This window comes from Micromonospora sp. CA-259024 (assembly GCF_050936255.1).
Lineage (GTDB): Bacteria > Actinomycetota > Actinomycetes > Mycobacteriales > Micromonosporaceae > Micromonospora.
The window spans coordinates 930,097-947,416 of sequence record NZ_JBNJND010000001.1; the positions used below are offsets into that span (position 1 = coordinate 930,097).

The 17,320-nt window shown below is 69.8% G+C and carries 18 protein-coding genes and 1 pseudogene; 9 read left to right on the top strand and 10 right to left on the bottom strand.

The window, feature by feature from the left end; translation table 11 throughout:
• The first annotated feature begins 149 nt into the window (after window positions 1–149).
• A complete protein-coding gene (locus tag ACQEUX_RS03725; RefSeq protein WP_433049996.1) occupies window positions 150–740 on the top strand; it encodes a hypothetical protein in 591 nt (196 codons plus the stop codon).
• Here ACQEUX_RS03725 and ACQEUX_RS03730 read toward each other — a convergent pair.
• The 4 genes and pseudogenes from ACQEUX_RS03730 to ACQEUX_RS03745 form a co-directional block, all read right to left on the bottom strand.
• Window positions 701–945, bottom strand: a pseudogene (locus ACQEUX_RS03730) (NF041680 family putative transposase); the annotation flags it as partial. The gene ACQEUX_RS03725 and the pseudogene ACQEUX_RS03730 sit on opposite strands and share 40 nt — an antisense overlap.
• A gap of 167 nt (window positions 946–1,112) precedes the next feature.
• Window positions 1,113–1,523 carry a nuclear transport factor 2 family protein gene (locus ACQEUX_RS03735; RefSeq protein WP_433041085.1) on the bottom strand — a complete coding sequence of 137 codons (411 nt, stop codon included), beginning with the start codon at window positions 1,521–1,523 and terminating at the stop codon, window positions 1,113–1,115.
• Between the two features lie 108 nt (window positions 1,524–1,631).
• Window positions 1,632–1,949 (bottom strand): MMPL family transporter, encoded by a 318-nt coding sequence (locus ACQEUX_RS03740; RefSeq protein WP_433041088.1) that lies wholly within the window; start codon window positions 1,947–1,949, stop codon window positions 1,632–1,634.
• Between the two features lie 325 nt (window positions 1,950–2,274).
• Entirely contained in the window at window positions 2,275–2,517 is a 243-nt protein-coding gene (locus ACQEUX_RS03745) for a hypothetical protein (RefSeq protein WP_433041090.1), read from the bottom strand.
• Between the two features lie 17 nt (window positions 2,518–2,534).
• On the opposite strand from ACQEUX_RS03745, the gene ACQEUX_RS03750 reads away from it, so the two are divergent.
• Window positions 2,535–2,987, top strand: coding sequence for a thioesterase II family protein (locus ACQEUX_RS03750; RefSeq protein WP_433049587.1), 453 nt, complete (start codon window positions 2,535–2,537; stop codon window positions 2,985–2,987).
• Between the two features lie 5 nt (window positions 2,988–2,992).
• On the opposite strand, the gene ACQEUX_RS03755 is transcribed toward ACQEUX_RS03750, so the two are convergent.
• Complete coding sequence (locus ACQEUX_RS03755; RefSeq protein ID WP_433041093.1) at window positions 2,993–4,426, bottom strand: acyl-CoA carboxylase subunit beta; 1,434 nt, start codon at window positions 4,424–4,426, stop codon at window positions 2,993–2,995.
• Between the two features lie 247 nt (window positions 4,427–4,673).
• Between ACQEUX_RS03755 and ACQEUX_RS03760 the strand changes: the two genes are divergently transcribed.
• Both ACQEUX_RS03760 and ACQEUX_RS03765 read left to right on the top strand, forming a co-directional pair.
• Window positions 4,674–6,533 carry a 2-oxoacid:acceptor oxidoreductase subunit alpha gene (locus ACQEUX_RS03760; protein ID WP_433049590.1) on the top strand — a complete coding sequence of 620 codons (1,860 nt, stop codon included), beginning with the start codon at window positions 4,674–4,676 and terminating at the stop codon, window positions 6,531–6,533.
• Window positions 6,526–7,560 carry a 2-oxoacid:ferredoxin oxidoreductase subunit beta gene (locus tag ACQEUX_RS03765; protein ID WP_433041096.1) on the top strand — a complete coding sequence of 345 codons (1,035 nt, stop codon included), beginning with the start codon at window positions 6,526–6,528 and terminating at the stop codon, window positions 7,558–7,560. Before ACQEUX_RS03760 ends, ACQEUX_RS03765 begins: the two co-directional genes overlap by 8 nt.
• A 66-nt stretch (window positions 7,561–7,626) precedes the next feature.
• Here the strand turns inward: ACQEUX_RS03765 and ACQEUX_RS03770 are convergent, their stop codons facing one another.
• Entirely contained in the window at window positions 7,627–9,471 is a 1,845-nt protein-coding gene (locus ACQEUX_RS03770; protein ID WP_433041099.1) for a hypothetical protein, read from the bottom strand.
• Window positions 9,472–10,017: 546 nt separating this feature from the next.
• Here ACQEUX_RS03770 and ACQEUX_RS03775 point away from each other — a divergent pair.
• Window positions 10,018–10,239, top strand: coding sequence for a response regulator transcription factor (locus tag ACQEUX_RS03775; protein WP_433041101.1), 222 nt, complete (start codon window positions 10,018–10,020; stop codon window positions 10,237–10,239).
• A gap of 22 nt (window positions 10,240–10,261) precedes the next feature.
• On the opposite strand, the gene ACQEUX_RS03780 is transcribed toward ACQEUX_RS03775, so the two are convergent.
• Together ACQEUX_RS03780 and ACQEUX_RS03785 are read right to left on the bottom strand one after the other, a co-directional pair.
• Entirely contained in the window at window positions 10,262–10,924 is a 663-nt protein-coding gene (locus ACQEUX_RS03780; protein ID WP_433041104.1) for a 4'-phosphopantetheinyl transferase family protein, read from the bottom strand.
• Between the two features lie 78 nt (window positions 10,925–11,002).
• The gene (locus ACQEUX_RS03785; RefSeq protein ID WP_433041107.1) at window positions 11,003–12,304 is read right to left on the bottom strand and encodes a vanadium-dependent haloperoxidase; all 1,302 of its coding nucleotides are present in this window, start codon (window positions 12,302–12,304) and stop codon (window positions 11,003–11,005) included.
• Between the two features lie 220 nt (window positions 12,305–12,524).
• On the opposite strand from ACQEUX_RS03785, the gene ACQEUX_RS03790 reads away from it, so the two are divergent.
• A complete protein-coding gene (locus tag ACQEUX_RS03790) occupies window positions 12,525–13,148 on the top strand; it encodes a hypothetical protein (protein WP_433041110.1) in 624 nt (207 codons plus the stop codon).
• A 35-nt stretch (window positions 13,149–13,183) separates the two neighbouring features.
• On the opposite strand, the gene ACQEUX_RS03795 is transcribed toward ACQEUX_RS03790, so the two are convergent.
• Together ACQEUX_RS03795 and ACQEUX_RS03800 are read right to left on the bottom strand one after the other, a co-directional pair.
• Window positions 13,184–13,309 (bottom strand): hypothetical protein, encoded by a 126-nt coding sequence (locus tag ACQEUX_RS03795; protein WP_433041113.1) that lies wholly within the window; start codon window positions 13,307–13,309, stop codon window positions 13,184–13,186.
• A gap of 38 nt (window positions 13,310–13,347) precedes the next feature.
• Window positions 13,348–14,700, bottom strand: a complete 1,353-nt coding sequence (locus ACQEUX_RS03800) for an FAD-binding oxidoreductase (RefSeq protein WP_433041115.1) — start codon at window positions 14,698–14,700, stop codon at window positions 13,348–13,350.
• Window positions 14,701–14,747: 47 nt separating this feature from the next.
• On the opposite strand from ACQEUX_RS03800, the gene ACQEUX_RS03805 reads away from it, so the two are divergent.
• The 3 genes from ACQEUX_RS03805 to ACQEUX_RS03815 are packed head-to-tail and all read left to right on the top strand — an operon-like array spanning window position 14,748 to window position 17,307.
• Complete coding sequence (locus ACQEUX_RS03805) at window positions 14,748–16,172, top strand: PLP-dependent aminotransferase family protein (protein WP_433041118.1); 1,425 nt, start codon at window positions 14,748–14,750, stop codon at window positions 16,170–16,172.
• A 55-nt stretch (window positions 16,173–16,227) separates the two neighbouring features.
• Window positions 16,228–16,620, top strand: a complete 393-nt coding sequence (locus ACQEUX_RS03810; protein WP_433041121.1) for a hypothetical protein — start codon at window positions 16,228–16,230, stop codon at window positions 16,618–16,620.
• A gap of 57 nt (window positions 16,621–16,677) precedes the next feature.
• The gene (locus ACQEUX_RS03815; RefSeq protein ID WP_433041124.1) at window positions 16,678–17,307 is read left to right on the top strand and encodes a VOC family protein; all 630 of its coding nucleotides are present in this window, start codon (window positions 16,678–16,680) and stop codon (window positions 17,305–17,307) included.
• The last annotated feature ends 13 nt before the right edge of the window (window positions 17,308–17,320 follow it).

Consider the following 17,320-nt stretch of genomic DNA (forward strand, 5'->3'; position numbering starts at 1 on the left):
CCCGTCGCGGGCCAGCGCGGTCGTGGCTACTCGGTCGAGAACCGCCTTGTGCCGTACGGGATTGCGCACACCCCCAGGTGGATCAGCCAGTTGATGCTTCTTCCGACCCCCCGAACCGGGGTGCACCCATTGGCAGGCATCATGTCGGCGTGAATCCGACCGTCGCCGCTCTGCTCGGCTCCGCGATCACCGCCTTCGCATCGCTGTTCGTGGTCATGGTGCAGGGTCGACTGAGGCGGCGACACCGCGAGCGGGCTGACCTTCAGCGCGCGTACATCCTCATGCTGTCTGGCGCCCTGCGCCTCGCGCACAAGGCCGAGGCGCTGCGACAGACCAGGTACTGGCGCTCGGGCCTGCGCGAGGTGGGCGACCAGCTGCTTGGAGGGCACAAGCCACTGGATCCGATGGTGCTCCACGACTGGCTGGCCAAGGACATGGTTACCGTGGAGGCCGCCTGGTCGGAGATCTGGACCAGCGGTGACCAAGACGGCATCGCCCTGGCCAACGGCCTCATGACCGCGTTCACCGGGGTGATGGACGCGGCCATGACGTCCAGCGGCAAGGAGCCGTTCGACGCCGCCGACGAGATGCTGGTCGCCAGCCGCCGCCTCGGTGAAGCACGCGGGCAGCTCGCCCTGCACGCCCGCCGTGTCGCCAAGCTGGGACCCCGTGACGTGGACCTGTTCACCGACCGCGAATACAACCTGACGCAGGCGAGGGTGTCACACAGCGCCCCGTGACCACGACGGTGCGCACCTGTCAGCGACAGCGACTCCACCAAGGACCGGACCGGTCCGTCGGCGCACAACACCGCGTCGGCCAGCTCGAAGGGCATCCGTCCGCGAGGGCAGACAGACGTGGAGCTTCCGCCGGAACCTCGCCAACTCCGTGCACGCCAGCCGGATGAGGATCATGCGCACTGATCACGGGACAGCCCTCGGCCATTGATCTTCTTGTCTCGGCAAGAAGAAGAACAACCAAGGGCTGCCACCATGAATCAGTCGGGGTCACCGACAGTCACCATAGGTCAGAGATCAATTCAGATAAGATCTACACATCGACCCGTCCGTCGAAACGGGTCAAGCCCACCGAGCATCCGCGGTGACGAACTCTCACTCGGACTGGTTGTCCCCGGCCGGCAGGGTCCTGCTGATCTGATCGACCCGCTGCAGGCGTCCGTCTGCGGCGAGCTGACCGAACAGGTGGATCTCCGTCACGACGGTGTTGCCGCCCTTGCGCATGACAGCACCCAGTGTGTAGCGGGCGGCGACCCGGCTGCCCTGGATCACCGTGTCGTGGACGTCCACGTAGATGCTGGACGCGCGCTTTCGCGCGGGCCGCACATGGGCGAGCAGCTTCTCCCGGTCGAGAGGTAGCCCGTCGTTGTAGAGGACGAAGTCCGGGGTGTGGTAACGGTCGAAGACAACCTCGGCGGGATCGTCGCCGAAACTGACCTCCTGGGGATAGTTGGTCAAATAGCCCTGAAGATCGTCTCCGGGCAGGAACTGCCTGTCGTTACCCACGTCGCCGCCTACCTTTCGCCCCGGACAGCCGGGGGCCTAGCTGGAGAATGAACAAATCCGTCAAGCCTGCCCTCGTCGGGCCTGACCCGCAGCACACCGATGCCCGCGTCATGGCGCCGGCATCGCTTCGTCGGCCTTGTGGAACAGTCGGCTCGGCCACCACATGCACCGTCCAATATCGAGGCTCAGCGCGGTGACCAGCACGGACCGGACGATGAGCGTGTCCAGCAGGATGCCGAAGGCGACAGCGAATCCGATTTGGACGAGCTGCACCAGGGGCAGGCTGGTGAGCACCGCGCTGCCGGGTAGCGTGGCGACGATGTCGTCGGTCTGCAGGTCGCCGAGCCGGCCCGCGAAGCCCGCGGCGACGAGCCAGAGCGCGAGCACCAGGAACTTCGAGCGGCGACCGGCGATCCAGCCGCCCATCCGCCGGCCCGGGGCGCGCCGGTGCCCTCGGGCTCTGGCGAGTCGACTGGCTGGCGGGGCGTTATCGACCTTGTCATGCCGCTCCTTTGTGCCGTTCTTCGGTGAGGCGGTGACTCGCGTGGGAGCTGCCGCGGGTGTGCGGAAGAGGAAATCGCCCTGGAGGCTAGGCGGGGTCGCTGGCAGATGACCCACACATCGCTGTCAGGCCAGGACAGCCTGTCTGCGGGGCGAGACGCGAGGATCCGCTGTGCCGGCGAGCGGCACGGCGGTCCGTACAGGAGGGTGCGTGGGACGACACCGGCCGGCAGGCCGGTTCAGCGGCGGGTTACGGGGCGCTGTACCACTGCTGGATCTGGCCCAGGGTGGCCGCCTCGGCGTCCTCGATGCCCGCCCAGTCCACGCCGTGGTGGCCGTGGGAGATCTGGAAACGGGAGGCATCATCGGCAGCGATGATCACCGAGTAGGTGCCCGGGACAGACGGCCCGGTGTAATGGGCGATCTGCAAGTCGTTGTGGCCGAGCGCCGGCACCGGCACGGCCGTGCGCTCGGTCGCCTTGATCGTGATCACCTTGTAGTCCGGCCCGACTGGAACGCCACGCCGGGTTCGACCTGCTGCACCTTTTCGTCTCTGGCCGCCGCGCGCCCAGCCGTGTGCGCGCGGAGAACCTGCACGAGCTGGGGGACGACGCGATCCTGGCCGAGCTGCGCCGGCACAGGGCCACCGACGACCGGTTGTTGGCCGACCGGGACCTGCTGCGCATGATCCTTCCCGTGTTGCGCGGAGACTACCGGGCGATCGAGACCTACCGGGAGCGTCCGGGTAGCCGGGTGCGCTGCCCGCTGTCCGTCCTGGTCGGCGACGTGGACCCGCTCGTCCCTCCGGACGAGGCGGAGGCGTGGCGGGCGTACACCCACGGGCCCGACAAACGTCCGCTACCTCCCGGGCGGCCATTTCTCCCTCAACGACCGGCCCGACGAGGTGCTCGCCATGGTCACGGACGTGCTGGGGGTCGGCGTCGGCTGACCGCCACACCCTGAACGGATCAGAGCGGTATGTTGCCGTGCCGCCCGCGCCGAGGCCGGGTGGCGGCGACCACCTCGGCGAGCCGACGCCGAGTGTCCGACGGGTCGATGATCTCGTCGATCACACCGAGTGCGAGAGCCCGCCGTACCCCGCCGGACTCGCGCCGGTGCTCGTCCACCAGTCGGGCCCGCAGCTCATCCACGGTGCCGGCAGGGGCGGCCTCCAGCTCCTTGCGGTGCAGTACGCCGACCGCGGCCTCCGCGCCCATCACCGCGACTTCCGCCTGCGGCCAGGCGAAAACCGCGGTGGCGCCGAGGGCCCGGGAGTTCATTGCGATGTACGCCCCGCCGTACGACTTACGGGTGATCAGGGTGACCCGGGGCACCTCGGCCTCGGCGAAGGCGTGCAGCAGTTTGGCCCCGCGCCGGACCACGCCGTCCCACTCCTGCCCGACTCCCGGCAGGTAACCGGGCACGTCGACCAGGACCAGCAGGGGTACGCCGAAGGCGTCGCACATCCGCACGAACCGCGCCGCCTTCTCCGCGCTCTGCGACTCGAGGCAGCCACCCTTACGCAGCGGGTTGTTCGCCAGCAACCCGACCGTCCGCCCGGCGAGCCGGCCGAGCCCGACCACCATGTTCCGCGCCCATCCCGGCTGCAACTCCTCGAAGAGCGTCGCATCGCCGTCCCGGTCGAGCAGCTGGTGGACCAGGGGTCGCACGTCGTACGCCCGGCGGCTCGACTCCGGCAGCAGCGTCCGCAGGTCGTGCCGGTCGGCCACGCTGCCGAGATCGACGTGCCCGGGACGGGCGAGCAGCTCGGTGATCCGGCGAGCCCGGACGAACGCCTCGGCCTCCGAGTCCGTCGCCACGTGTGCCACCCCGGAGCGGCGGGCATGCACGAGCGGGCCGCCGAGCATGTCCATGTCGACCTGTTCACCGGTGACACTCTGAACGACGCTCGGGCCGGTCACGAAGACCCGCGCCGCGTCCGACATGATCACCAGGTCGGTCAGGGCCGGACCGTACGCGGCGGCTCCGGCGGCCGGACCGAGGACGACCGAGATCTGCGGGATTCGCCCGGAAGCCTTCGTCATCATGGCGAACATCCGGCCCACGCCGTCCATCGACTCGACACCGTCGGCCAGCTTCGCCCCGCCGGAGTGCCACAGCCCGACCACCGGCCAGTGCTTCCAAAGGGCCAGGCGGATGGCGTCGACGATGTGCCCCGCGCCAGCCGCACCGAGGGCGCCGCCCATCCGGCTGGCGTCCGTGCAGTACGCGACGACCGGGAAGCCGTTGATCAGGCCGCGCACCGCGTAGACACCGCTGTCGTCGGCCGGGTGCAGCGGTTGGAGGCTGCCCTGGTCCAGGAGCTTGCCCAGTCGGGTGGCCGGCAGCCGCGCCGTGCGGACGCCATCGTCAGCGCGGGGTGCCGTCAGTGCGACCGTCATGGTGATCCTCCATTGGGGCGGGCTGAAGTGGCACTGTGGCTCACGGTAACGACGGGTCTGAGGCCGCTGAACCCCTAGCGCACCCCGGATCCGGGCCGTGCAGATCGGACGGATCGCGCCGAGTTAGGGGTTGTTGAAATCCGGCGTACGCGATTCGCTGTCTGCGGTGCCCGCCTGCGCAGGCGGAGTTTCCTGCCGGGGCGATGCCGGCAGAGAGCCCGACCCGGGGTGGAGGACCGCCGTGACCGTGCCAACGACGAGCATCAAGCAGATCCGTCAACTTGACCGGGTGGTCATCCGGTTCGCCGGTGACTCCGGCGACGGCATGCAGTTGACCGGTGACCGGTTCACCTCGGAGACGGCGCAGTTGGGTAATGACATTTCCACGTTGCCGAATTTCCCCGCTGAGATTCGGGCTCCTGCTGGGACTTTGCCGGGTGTGTCGAGTTTCCAGGTGCATTTCGCCGATTACGACATCCTCACCCCGGGTGACGCGCCGAATGTGTTGGTGGCGATGAACCCGGCGGCGTTGAAGGCGAACCTGGCTGATCTGCCGCGTGGTGCGGACATCATCGTGAACACTGATGAGTTCACCAGGCGCAACCTGGCGAAGGTCGGTTACCAGTCCAACCCGCTGGATGATGACTCGCTGGCCGGGTATGTGGTGCATCCGGTGGCGTTGACGTCGATGACGGTGGGTGCGCTCGCCGCGTTCGAGGTGTCGAAGAAGGACGCTGAGCGGTCGAAGAACATGTTCGCCCTGGGTCTGTTGTCGTGGATGTATTCGCGGCCGTTCGAGTCGACGTTGCGGTTTTTGGAGCGGAAGTTCGCGGCTCGTCCGGAGTTGGTCGCGGCGAACGTGGCCGCGTTCCGGGCCGGGTGGAACTTCGGTGAGACGACCGAGGACTTCGCGGTGCGTTATGAGGTGAAGCCGGCGAAGATGACGCCGGGCACCTACCGCAACATCACCGGTAACGCGGCGTTGTCGTTGGGGTTGGTCGCCGCGGGGGTTCGTTCCGGGTTGCCGGTGTTCCTCGGCGCGTACCCGATCACGCCGGCGTCGGACATCCTGCACGAGTTGAGTAAGCACAAGCGTTTCGGTGTGCTCACGGTGCAGGCCGAGGATGAGATCGCCGCCGTCGGCGCCGCCCTGGGCGCCTCGTACGGCGGATCGTTGGGGGTGACGACCACCAGCGGTCCGGGTGTGGCCCTCAAGAGTGAGACGATCTCGTTGGCGGTGGCGTTGGAGTTGCCGCTGGTGATCGTGGACGTGCAGCGTGCCGGTCCGTCGACGGGTATGCCGACGAAGACGGAGCAGGCCGATCTCAACATGGCGCTCTACGGTCGCCACGGTGAGGCGCCGGTCGCGGTGATCGCCCCCCGCTCGCCGTCGGACTGTTTCTTCGCGGCGTTGGAGGCGGCCCGGATCGCGTTGACCTACCGCACCCCGGTGATCCTGTTGTCCGACAACTACGTCGCCAACGGCTCCGAGCCGTGGCTGCTGCCGGACGTGGAGTCGCTGCCCGATCTGCGGGTCGAGTTCGCCACCGCACCCAACGGGGAGGACGGCACCACGTTCCTGCCCTACCTGCGGGACCCGCAGACCCTGGCCCGACCGTGGGCGATCCCCGGCACCGCCGGCCTGGAGCACCGCATCGGTGGGTTGGAGAAGGCCGACAAAACCGGCGACATCTCCTACGACCCGGCCAACCACGACTTCATGGTCCGCACCCGCGCGGCCCGGATCGAGACGATCCCGGTGCCGGACATCGAGGTGGAGGACCCCGACGGCGACGCCCGGGTGCTGGTGCTGGGTTGGGGCTCGACGTACGGGCCGATCGGCGCGGCGTGCCGCGGGCTACGCCAGCGGGGCCTGTCCGTCGCCCAGGCGCACCTGCGGCACCTGGCCCCGATGCCAGCCAACCTCGGCGAGGTGCTGCGCTCCTACGACAAGGTCGTCATCCCGGAGATGAACCTGGGCCAACTCGCCCACGTCATCCGGGCCCGCTACCTCGTCGACGCGATCAGCTACAACCAGGTCCGCGGCCTCCCGTTCACGGCCACCGAGCTGGAGACGACGCTGGAAGAGGTCCTGAAGAATGTCTGAGCCCGTCACCCTCAAGCTCACCGCGAAGGACTTCAAGTCCGACCAAGAGGTCCGCTGGTGCCCCGGCTGCGGTGACTACGCGATCCTGGCGGCCATCCAACAGTTCATGCCGGAGCTGAACATCCCCCGCGAACGCACCGTCTTCGTCTCCGGGATCGGCTGCTCGTCGCGTTTCCCGTACTACATGAACACCTACGGAATGCACTCGATCCACGGCCGCGCCCCAGCGATCGCGACCGGCCTGTCAGTGTCCCGCCCCGACCTGTCGGTCTGGGTCGTCACCGGCGACGGCGACGCCCTCTCCATCGGCGGCAACCACCTCATCCACGCCCTACGCCGCAACGTCAACCTCAAGATCCTGCTGTTCAACAACCGGATCTACGGCCTGACCAAAGGCCAGTACTCGCCCACCTCCGAAGTCGGCAAGATCACCAAGTCGACCCCGGCCGGCTCGGCCGACGCCCCGTTCAACCCACTCTCACTCGCCCTCGGCGCCGAAGCCAGCTTCGTCGGCCGCACCATCGACTCCGACCGCAAACACCTCCAGTCAGTGCTGCGAGCCGCCGCCGAACACGAAGGCTCAGCGTTCGTCGAGATCTACCAAAACTGCAACATCTTCAACGACGGCGCATTCGACCAACTCAAAGACCCCACCACCCGCGACGACTACCTCATCCGCCTGGAACACGGACAACCGATCACCTTCGGCGCCGACGGGCAGTTCTGCGTCGTACACCCCCCGGGCGGCTTCGGCCTGGAAGTCCGCGACACCAACTCGGTCCGCCCCGACGAGATCGTCGTACACGACGCCACGGTAACCGACCCGGCATACGCCTTCGCACTGTCCCGGCTACCCGGCCTCGACCTGCGCAACACCCCCATCGGAGTGTTCCGCTCAGTCGACCGACCGTCCTACGACAGCGTCGTACAGAGCCAACTCACGGCCGCCAAAGCGGCCGTCACCGAAACCCCCGAACAGCAACTCGCCGGCCTACTGAACAGCGGCGACACCTGGACCATCCTCTGACTGAGTGAGGCGTGACGAGGTGCCCGTCGGGCATCCGCAGCCCGCGTCCGGGCCTGGCCGTGAAGGTCAGTCGCTGTGGCGGCTGGTGGAGCGGAGTGACCGGTGGCCGCCCTCCCGATCCGGCTCGTTGTCCGCCACCGGTTTGCCCAGCCGGCTCACCCAGTCGACGATCTCCGCGTCCTGGCTCGGCAGCGGCTCGCCGTCCGCCGGGGTGCCCGCGCTGTCCCCGGCGGTCCGGGACTTGTTGCGCCGGAACAGGCCCAGCCGGCCGCTGGCCCGTTCCGCCTTGACGACGGATGCGGGGTCGGCCGGCGTGGGGACTGCGGCGACCGGACCGGGCCCGGTGGGGCCGGCCGGCGCGGCGCCGGTCGTGGGCGGGGTACCGGCGCGCTGAGCAGCCGCGAGGGCGTCCCAGTTCGCGGCCTGGTTCAGGTTGGGCAGGGGCGGCCGGTGCCGAGGTGGGAGAGTCGGTTCGGGCCTTTCTTGCGTGCCGGCCGAGTGGGTCGCCTCGGCTCCCGGAGCGGGCTCGGTCGAGGGCGGTACCCGCCGCGCCGGAACGACCGGCCGGGCCATCTGAACCCGCGTCCGGTCGGTCTTCGGCGGCTGGTACATCCGGCGGGTCCCCGGGGCGACGAGTGCCTCGTCGGGTGGCATCCCGCCGGGTTCGGTGTTGTCCGCCTCCGCCGTTCCGTAGCCGTTCCCGGCGGGTCCCGCGGGAAGGTGGGCCACCATGGCGGGGACCGGTTCCGACGTCTCCGGGGTGTCGGCGAGGTCGGCCGGTGTGGCGAGGTCGGCGCGTGCGGCGGTCCGCGTCGCGGAGTCGGCCGGTACAGCGTTGGCGTCCCGGGCGCCAGCCGGCGCTCCGAAGCCCAGCGGTTCGGCTGCGGCCGTGAGGTTCGCTGCGGTCGCGCCGACGAACGGCCTCGTACCGGCCAGGTCGACGGGATACGGCTCGTCGGTCGCACCAACGGCCGGCGTCATGGCCTGCGGCACGGCGGCGTCGGCGGCCAGCGGATGGAGGCTGTCGGTCGGCTCGACGACCCGCGCTTCGGCGGTGCGCGGCAGGAACGGCCAGCGCAGCAACGCGGCAGCGGCCGAACCGAGCACACCGGCGGCGACGGCGAGCAGCGCGCCGTAGTACGGCGTGATCTGGTACCGGTCGACGGCGTCGCCGGGACCGGCGCTCAGATAGGCGAACGCGATCAGCACCGCGCCGGTCGCGCCGGTCGCGCCGTTGACCAGCGGCGGATGTCCGCGCCAACGGGCCAGCCCGCCGGTCACCGCGCCGATGAGCAGGGCCACCGCTGGCAGCATCAGGAGTGCCTGCCGGTGTGCCGCGTCGGCGTCGAGTCCTGCCTGCTCCAGCACACCGATCCGTACGGCGGGCAACGGCCCGGCGGTCGCGAGCGCCGGGACAACCGAGACGAGCGCCAGCAGCCAGACCACGCCGCCCACTGCCGCCAGGTTCCAGCCCAGCGGCGGCTTTACCAGTACGGCGATCGCGGCACCCGCGCCGACCAGCGCGCCGAGGGTCGCGCAGATGCCGACGGCCCCGATCGGGTCCACAGAGAAGCGCTCGGCGGCCTGGGCCGGCCGGACGCAGAGCGGCGCCACGACGGTGGCGCCCAGCGCGGCGGCGGCGGCGATGGCCACCAATCTGCCCGTGCTCTCCAGCCCTCCGTATCGGCGGGCCAGGCGTGCGGTGAGGACGGTGCCGGCTACGGCGGCGTGGGCCGCGAACCAGCCCACCCAGGCGAGCTGGGCAGGCCACTGGTTGACGGTGGCGCCGGTGGAGACGCCGGTGAGCTGGACGATGCCGAAGCTGAACGCGATGCCGAGCTGACCGGCGCCGGCGAGTACGCCCACCCCGAGAGCTGTGACCAATAGGTTACGCCAGGTGCGAGAGACCATGTCCGGCACGTTACGCAGCTTGTGCGCCGATTTTCACCAAAATGCCCGTATTCCACGTCGGATGGCCGCTCCAGCGGTCACCTCAGTTCGACCATGCGCGCGACGTACGTGGTGCCGCCCCACATTGGTGAGCAAGTGGACGGTTACCGGAGTCGCGATAGTCGGCGCACCGGCCGCAGGCCCGACTATCGGGCCACCGCCGCGCTGGCGGCGACGTGAGAACGGCCGCCGTCGGCGCGGCCCGGCGTCAGAGCCGCGAGGTCAGGGTGGCCCTGAGCCGAATTCTCGCACCAGCCCGCCATTGACGCTCAGCGGCGGGTCTACTTCCTGTCCCGACTGGAACTGGGCACGCCCGGGGCGGGATCAGCCAGGACGAGGAAGAGGTTCGGATGACCATGAGCAACGACGGCGCCACGGGGCGGCGCCGGATCGGCACAGCTTCGGGCTGCGAGGGCTGGCCGAGCAGCTGGCCGAGGCCGGCGGGACGCTGCGCCATCACCTCGACGGCGACGTGTTCCGCCTCGACGTGCGGGCACGGACCCGCCCGTGATCAGGGTGTTGCTCGCTGACGAAGAGTGTCCACTCACACCTCGGGAGCTGGACGTGCTCCGGCTGGCCGAGTACGACACCCCGGTACCCGAGGTGGCCCGACGTATCCACCTCTCCACCGGCACGGTCCGTGACCACCTGTCGACGGCGGTGAACAAGCTCGGGGTGGCGAACCGGGCGGAGGCGTTCCGGGCCGCCCGGGACAACGGCTGGCTCTGATCCCGTGGCAGCGCTCCAGAGCTCAGTTCGGCACCGGAACCGTCACTGCGGTGAGGACGAAGCCGTCCGCGATCCGGAAGCGGCCGGTGAAGGCCGTCAGGGGGGTGTCCGCGCCGGCCAGCACCGGTCCGGGCACCAGTAGCCGGGCGTGAAACGTCCCCGCCGGGTCGAAGCGGAGGTCCGCCTCGGAGAAGTCCAGCCACCGCTCGGCCAGCGGAAACCAGGCTTTGTAGACGGACTCCTTGGCGCTGAACAGCAACCGGTCCCAGGCCACCCGCGGCGAGCCGGCGGTGAGGGCCGCCAGGTGGTCGCGCTCCGCCGGCAGGGAGACCGCGTCCAGCACCCCCTCGGGCAGCGGGGCGTGCGGCTCGGCGTCCACCCCGATCGCGGCGAGCACGTCGGCGTGGGCGAGGGCTGCCGCCCGGTAGCCCTCGCAGTGGGTCATGCTCCCCACCACGCCGTCCGGCCAGATCGGCCTTCCCCGCGCACCGGTCAGCACGGCGACCGGCGGGTAACCGAGCTGGGCCAGCGCCGTCCGGGCGCAGTGCCGTACGGTTGCGAACTCGCGGCGGCGCTTCTCGACCGCCCCTGCGACCAGCGCGGCCTCGCCGGGGAACAGAGCCACCTCGGGGTCGTCGTGGGTCTCCACGACCGCCACCTCAGGTGGCAGGATCTCTTCCAGCACGACCGGATGGTAGGCCGGGTGGGCCAGCGGGTTTCTGCTGCCCTCCGTCGACGCCGGTGGTTCCTCACTGCGGCGAAGCTACGTTTGTGGGCGGAAGTAGTGCCGGACCGCGTAGCGGTAGACCTCCTCGCCGAGTTTCGCCCCCTCGACGTCAGCGGTGCGGAAGTGGACGCCGCCCCAGACGCGCGCGCCGATGAGCTCGTTGAGCGCTTGGGAGAAGCTGGTGAACTGCCTGGTCGTGCCGGAGTCGACGCTGGATCCGCTGAACGCGATGTCGTCTCGGCCGAAGAAGTATCGGTACAGCGACATCCGCGCACCGGTGCCGCAGGCGTGGCCCGAGGGGTACTCGGGGAAGGGGGGTGTGACGAGCAGCGGCTGCCAGCCCGGGTCGGCGGCCGTCCTCGGGTTACCGTCCGTGTCTGCCAGTTGGATCGCCGTGACCGGACGCCAGTAGCTCCAGACGTCCTTCTGCCTGAAGCACGCCACTCCGGAGTCGGCCACGATGAGGTCGGTCATCGCGAAGAAGCGCGCGGTCTGCAGGGCGTCCAGCCGTTGGGTGGTGGCGAGCTGTCGCTTGATCTCCCAGGACGCGGAACGCCGGTCGTGCCACCAGATCGCGGCCTCCGTCTGGTCCCGGGTGCGTACCGTGCTCGTCGCCGAGCCGATCTCCTTCACCTCGTTGAGGTCGCGGGTGTACGCGCTGCTGGTCAATCGTGGCGGCTCGGGTGCGCGGAACGTCGACGCACGGGGGATGAGGAACGGCCGCATGTATCCGGTCCATGCGCCCTGGGACAGGTTCAGCGGCGGGGTGGGTCGCCACTGGCCGGGTGTTGTTCCGTTTCTCCACTGCTGGTCCCCGAACGCGCCGTCGTCCTGCCGTGCGGTGACCATCGCGGCCGCGGCTCGTGCCCCGATCGTCAGGCCGCCCTGCTTGGACCGCCCGTCGGGAATCGCGGCGAGAGCCGCGTCGTACTGTGCCCGGAGCCGCTCCTGCTGGCCGGGGAAGAGGGCGGCGAGTACGCCGTGGGCGGCGGCGGCGACGGCAGCGTCCGTCGACTCGGTCCCGCTCGACGGCGGTGCGGCGAGGTACGGCTGGTACGGGGTGCCGGCGATCGCGTTCAACGCGTCGTAGACGGCTCCGCTCACCATCGCGAAGCTGCGCACCTGCTCGTTCGGTTGCTGAGCCGCGACGTCCCAGATCGCCGTCTGGGCGTTGAGGTCCCAGGTGACCACCGGATTGGCGTGGCCGGTGCCGGAGATAGCGGCTGCGGCACTGGGCGCGGGCCCGGTCATCGTGGACGCGACCAGCGAGGCGAGCGCGATGGTTGCGGGAATGGTGCGGGACCAGATCGCACGGCGTGTCTGGTTGCGGCTCGTCATGATCTCCCCGTCGATAGGGTCTCGATGCTGGCTGTCGAAAGCACGCGACGTACGAAGTCGAATCGATGACGACCGAAACATAGCATTGCCCAGCTTCGATGGTTGGCCGTTCGGTCGCCTGTTGGGCCATCGTGGCGGTGGGGAAGACGACAGGCCCGCGGCCCGGCAGCCACATCGGGGCTGTCGATCACTGGGATCTTGTCGTATTACTCTTCGCCGCATGGCCTTGCGACCGGACGAGTTCTATGACCACGCAGTTGCCGTCGCGGACGGCGAGCGTCGGCTCCCGTTGGCACGCATGACGGGATGGGAGATCAGTCCGTTCGATCCGGACGGACTGCGCGTGGCGCCGTTGCGACCGCCGGTGCTCCCGGAGCCCCCGCGGCACGGCGAGGATCCATCGGACTGCAACGCCTGCCGCGACCGGGACGAAGGGATCTGGTTCAACGATCACTGGCGGCTGGTCCGGATTCCCGGCGTGGGCGTTCCACTGGTGCTCATGCTGCATCCGCGCGATCACTACGACATGGCGGATCTACCTGACGAAATGGCCGCCGAACTGGGGCTGTTGAGCACTCGCATCGTCCGCCACATGCAGGCACTGCCGCACATCTCGCGGGCCCACGTCTACCGCATCGGAGATGGTGGCGCCCACCTGCACGTCTGGTTCTTCGCCCGGCCTGAGGGACAGGCCCAGTTGTACGGGTCGTGGCTGGTCGTCTGGGACGATCTGTTGCCGGAGTACCCGGCGGACGTCGCGGAAGCTGACGCTGGAATCGTGGCGGACGCGTTGGTCGCGTCCCACGGAGGCCACCGGTCGCCCACCAGCGAACCGGCCGCTTGACTGGGACCGACGACACAGCGACCTCCGGCTGTCCGTCAAGCCGGCTTCGCTCCACACTCGCGCCAGGGTGCCGTGCGAGCGGTCGTCAGGCCCGGCAGGATCAGCCGGCTGCGCCGCTGGCTGTGGGTGCTGAGCTGGACGGTGGGGCCGGTGGAGGTCATGAGCATCCTTTCCGTCTGTCGGCATTCCCGGTGCCGTATCAGGCGTGGCTGGGCCGGATGTTGTGGTTGAGGTGGAAGACGTTCTGCGGATCCCAGACGGCCTTGAGGGCGGTCAGCCTGGCCAGCTTGGCGGCCGGGTATGCACGGCGTACCCCGCGTTGCCCTTCGTCGGCGGCGAGCGAGTTGACGTAGACGCCGTCGGCGTACGGGTCGAGCGCGGCTCCGGCCCTGCGAGTCGCTGCCATCCGGTTGTCGTCTTCGGATGGCTCGGTCCAGCGGGAGCCGGCGCCGAACTCGAACGTGGTGCCGCGGTGACTGAACGCGGCGTCGGCGTCCGCGACGTCGGCGATCGCGCCACCGTACGCCTGCAGGCCGACGCCGGGCAGTTGGGTTCCGGCGTGTAGGTCTGCCGCGCCGCGCAGCACGAAGGCCTCGATCGCGGCGGTGGGGAACCGCCGCAGATAGTGCGAGCTGGAGTACCGGCGGTAGGCGTGGCCGCCGGTGGCGTCGTCGCGTTGCTGGAGTTCGAGGTATGACGGGGTGGTGACCCGCTCGGCGACCGGACGCCCGAGCGCGCGCATCGCCGGCAGTAACCGGTGACCCCGGGCAGGGTCGCCGACCCATACGAAGCCGACGGTGGCGATAGGCCCGCTGGCCGTGCTGTGGACATCGGCGGTGAAGGTCGCCTGCCGCGGCGCGACGGCGTTGAGGTCCCGCCAGCCTTCGAGCACCGGCACGGCGTCCTCGGCGCGGAAGTCGAACTCGGCGACCAGGGTCTGCGTTCCGGTGTGGTGCAGTTGGAAGTCGAAGTCGGTGACGATGCCGAAGTTGCCGCCCCCGCCGCGCAGGCCCCAGTAGAGGTCGGGGTTCTCGGTTGGGCTCGCGGTCACAAGCTCCCCGTTGGCGGTGACCATCCTGTAGGAGACGACGTTGTCGCACGCCAGACCGTGTTGGCGGGCGAGCCAGCCCATGCCGCCGCCGAGGGTCAGGCCGCCGACCCCGGTGTGTGAGACGTTGCCCGCGGTCGTGGCGAGGCCGTATGGCTGCGACGCCCGGTCGAGTGCGCCGAGCAGCGCGCCGCCCTGGACCCGGGCGCGCCGCCGGATCGGGTCGACCCGAACGCCGTTCAACGGGGTCAGGTCGATCATCAGGCCGTTCGCGGGGACAGCGAGGCCGGCCACGTTGTGGCCGCCGCAGCGTACCCCGATCTCCAGGTCGAGTTCGCGGGCCAGGCGCACCGCGGTCACCACGTCGGTGACGCTCGCGGCCTGCACGATCATCTGCGGGCGGCGGTCAATCATGGCGTTCCAGACGGTGCGGGCCGCGTCGTAACCCGGGTCGCCCGGGGTGAGGAGGCGGCCGTCGAAGCGAGGGCTGGTCGCTGTCGTCATACGTCTGAGCCTGCCGGAAATCGGTACACCCGGTAAGGTCCGATTACATGGGCCGAGCCAGGACCAATTCGAGCACGGCGGAGGACCTGCTCATCGATGTCGACCGGACCGCGGCCGAACCGCTGCACCGGCAGATCGCCGCCTCGATCCGGGGCAGCATCCGGGCCGGCCGGTTGCGTCTCGGGACGTCCCTGCCACCCACCCGCACCATCGCAGCCGATCTGGGAGTGTCACGCGGCGTCGTGGTCGAGGCCTACCAGCAACTCGTCGCCGAGGGCTACCTCACCAGTCGGGCGGGCGGCTACACCCAGGTTGCGGTCGAGTCGGTTCCGACGCCAGTGGATCGCCGCGCCGGGGACCGGCCGGCGGCCCGGATCGACTTCGGGTACGGCCGCACCGACGTGTCGTCGTTCCCCCGGGCCGCCTGGCTGCGTTCGGTGCGCACGATCCTCACCACCACGCCGAATGAACACTTCGCCTACCTCGACGGGCGTGGCGTGCCCGAACTGCACGCAGCCCTGACCGACTACCTCAACCGCGTCCGCGGCACGTCGGCCCGCCCGGAGAACGTCGTGATCTGCAGTGGCTACGGCCAGGGCGTCGCGCTGCTGATCCAGGTACTCGCGGCGCGCGGCGCCCGCCGGCTGGCCGTCGAGGACCCGTCCCCGGACGACGACGCCCGCCCCGTCGCGGCCGCCGCCGGCCTGGACGTGATCGGCATCCCGGTCGGGCCGGACGGCATTCTCGTCGAGGAACTGGAACATGCCGACGCGGACGCCGTCGTGCTGACGCCCTCGCACCAGTGGCCCACCGGCGGGGTCCTGTCGGCCTCCGCGCGGGCCCGGGTGATCGACTGGGCGCAGCGTCGACGCGCCGTGGTGATCGAGGACGACTACGACGCGGAGTACCGCTACGACCGCTCGCCCATCGGCGCCATGCAGGGGCTGTCGCCCGACACCGTCGTGTACTGCGGCACAGCGAGCAAGACCCTGGCGCCAGGGCTGCGCCTCGGCTGGCTGCTGGCACCGTCACACCTGGTCGACGACATCACAGCGGCCAAGGTGCTGGCCGACCGCGGTTCTCCCGTCATCGACCAACTGACCTTCGCCGACTTCCTCACCCGCGGCGAATTCGACCGGCACCTGCGTCGCATGCGCCCGGTCTACCGCCGCCGCCGCGACGCACTCCTGGCCGCACTGCGCACACGGCTGCCCGAACTGAATCCGGTCGGTGTCGCGGCGGGCCAACACGTCGTAACCTGGCTCCCGCACGACCTTGACGAGGCTGCGGTCGTGGCCGCCGCCGCCCGGCACGGACTGGTCGTGCAAGGCGTCTCCCAGTACCGACTGAGCCCCGCCGCAACCGGCGGGCTGATCTTCGGCTACGCCACCCTCACCGAACGCGCCATCACAGACGGAGTGGAAGCCCTTGCCGACGCGGTCGCAGAGGTCCGTGCGCACATCTGCCGTTGACCACGCGCTCCTCCCGATGAGCGGGCGCCTGTGTGGCGTCTGGCACCATGGCCCCGTGCGGCACTATCCGACCGAGTCACCGGCCCGCACGCTGGCGGGCACCGACGTGGCGCTCGTGGGCCTGTTCGCGGCGACGGATAGAGAATTCGGCGCAAAACTTGATGTGCTGGCGGCTCTGGTAAGGGCGTATGGCGGGCGGGTAGTGAGCCGGCACGTCCAGCGGCGGGGTGTCTCTCACGGCGGTGCGGCCAAGATGGTGTTGCCGTTCTCGCGGCGGACACTGCTCAGCCCGGGCAAAGCGCGCGAAGTCGCGCAAGCGTGCCGGGCCGCAGGGGTCGGTGCCGCCGTGTTCGTCAACCCGCTCACGGAACACCAACGAGCAGTCCTCGGTGAGATGTTCGGGTGCGTCATGATCAGCAGCGAAGACCTCTCTATCCCCGGGCCATGACCGCCCGCAGGTGTTGCCGGTGGCCGCGACGGTGACACACCGTCTATGTTCGCTGGCATGACTGGCCAGATCACGGCAGGGCAGTTCCACGAGGCCGACGGCGTCGAGGACTGGCGATCTCTATACCATGTGGTATCGGCCTACTTCGAGACCGGCTCGCTTGCCAAAGGCATCGCGCTCATCGATGCAATCGGCCGGCTCGCCGACGAAACTGAACAGCGCTATCTCAACGTCGACCTGCGCGACGCCGGTGTCACCGTATCCCTCGGGCTGCGCGACACATCGTTGGCCCGACGTATCTCGGCCGCCGCCAGGAATCTGGACATCCCGGCTGACCCGGCTGCCGTGCAGCTCATCAACGTCACCCTCGACGCACTCGTCGGCACGGAGGTGCTGCCGTTCTGGCGCGCGGTGCTGGGCTACCAGCAGATCGGCGAGGATTACCTGTTCGACCCGTCGCGCCGTGGCCCGGGCTTCGGGTTGCAGCGAATGGATACTGCGCGTCCACAACGCAACCGCATGCATCTCGATGTCGCCGTCCCGCACGATCAGGCGCAGGCCCGCGTAGCCGCCGCTCTGGCCGCGGGCGGCCGACTGGTCTCCGATGCGCACGCGCCGATGTGGTGGGTTCTGGCCGACGCCGAGGGCAATGAGGCGTGCGTCGCCACCTGGCTTGGACGCGGATAACACCCTGGGACGT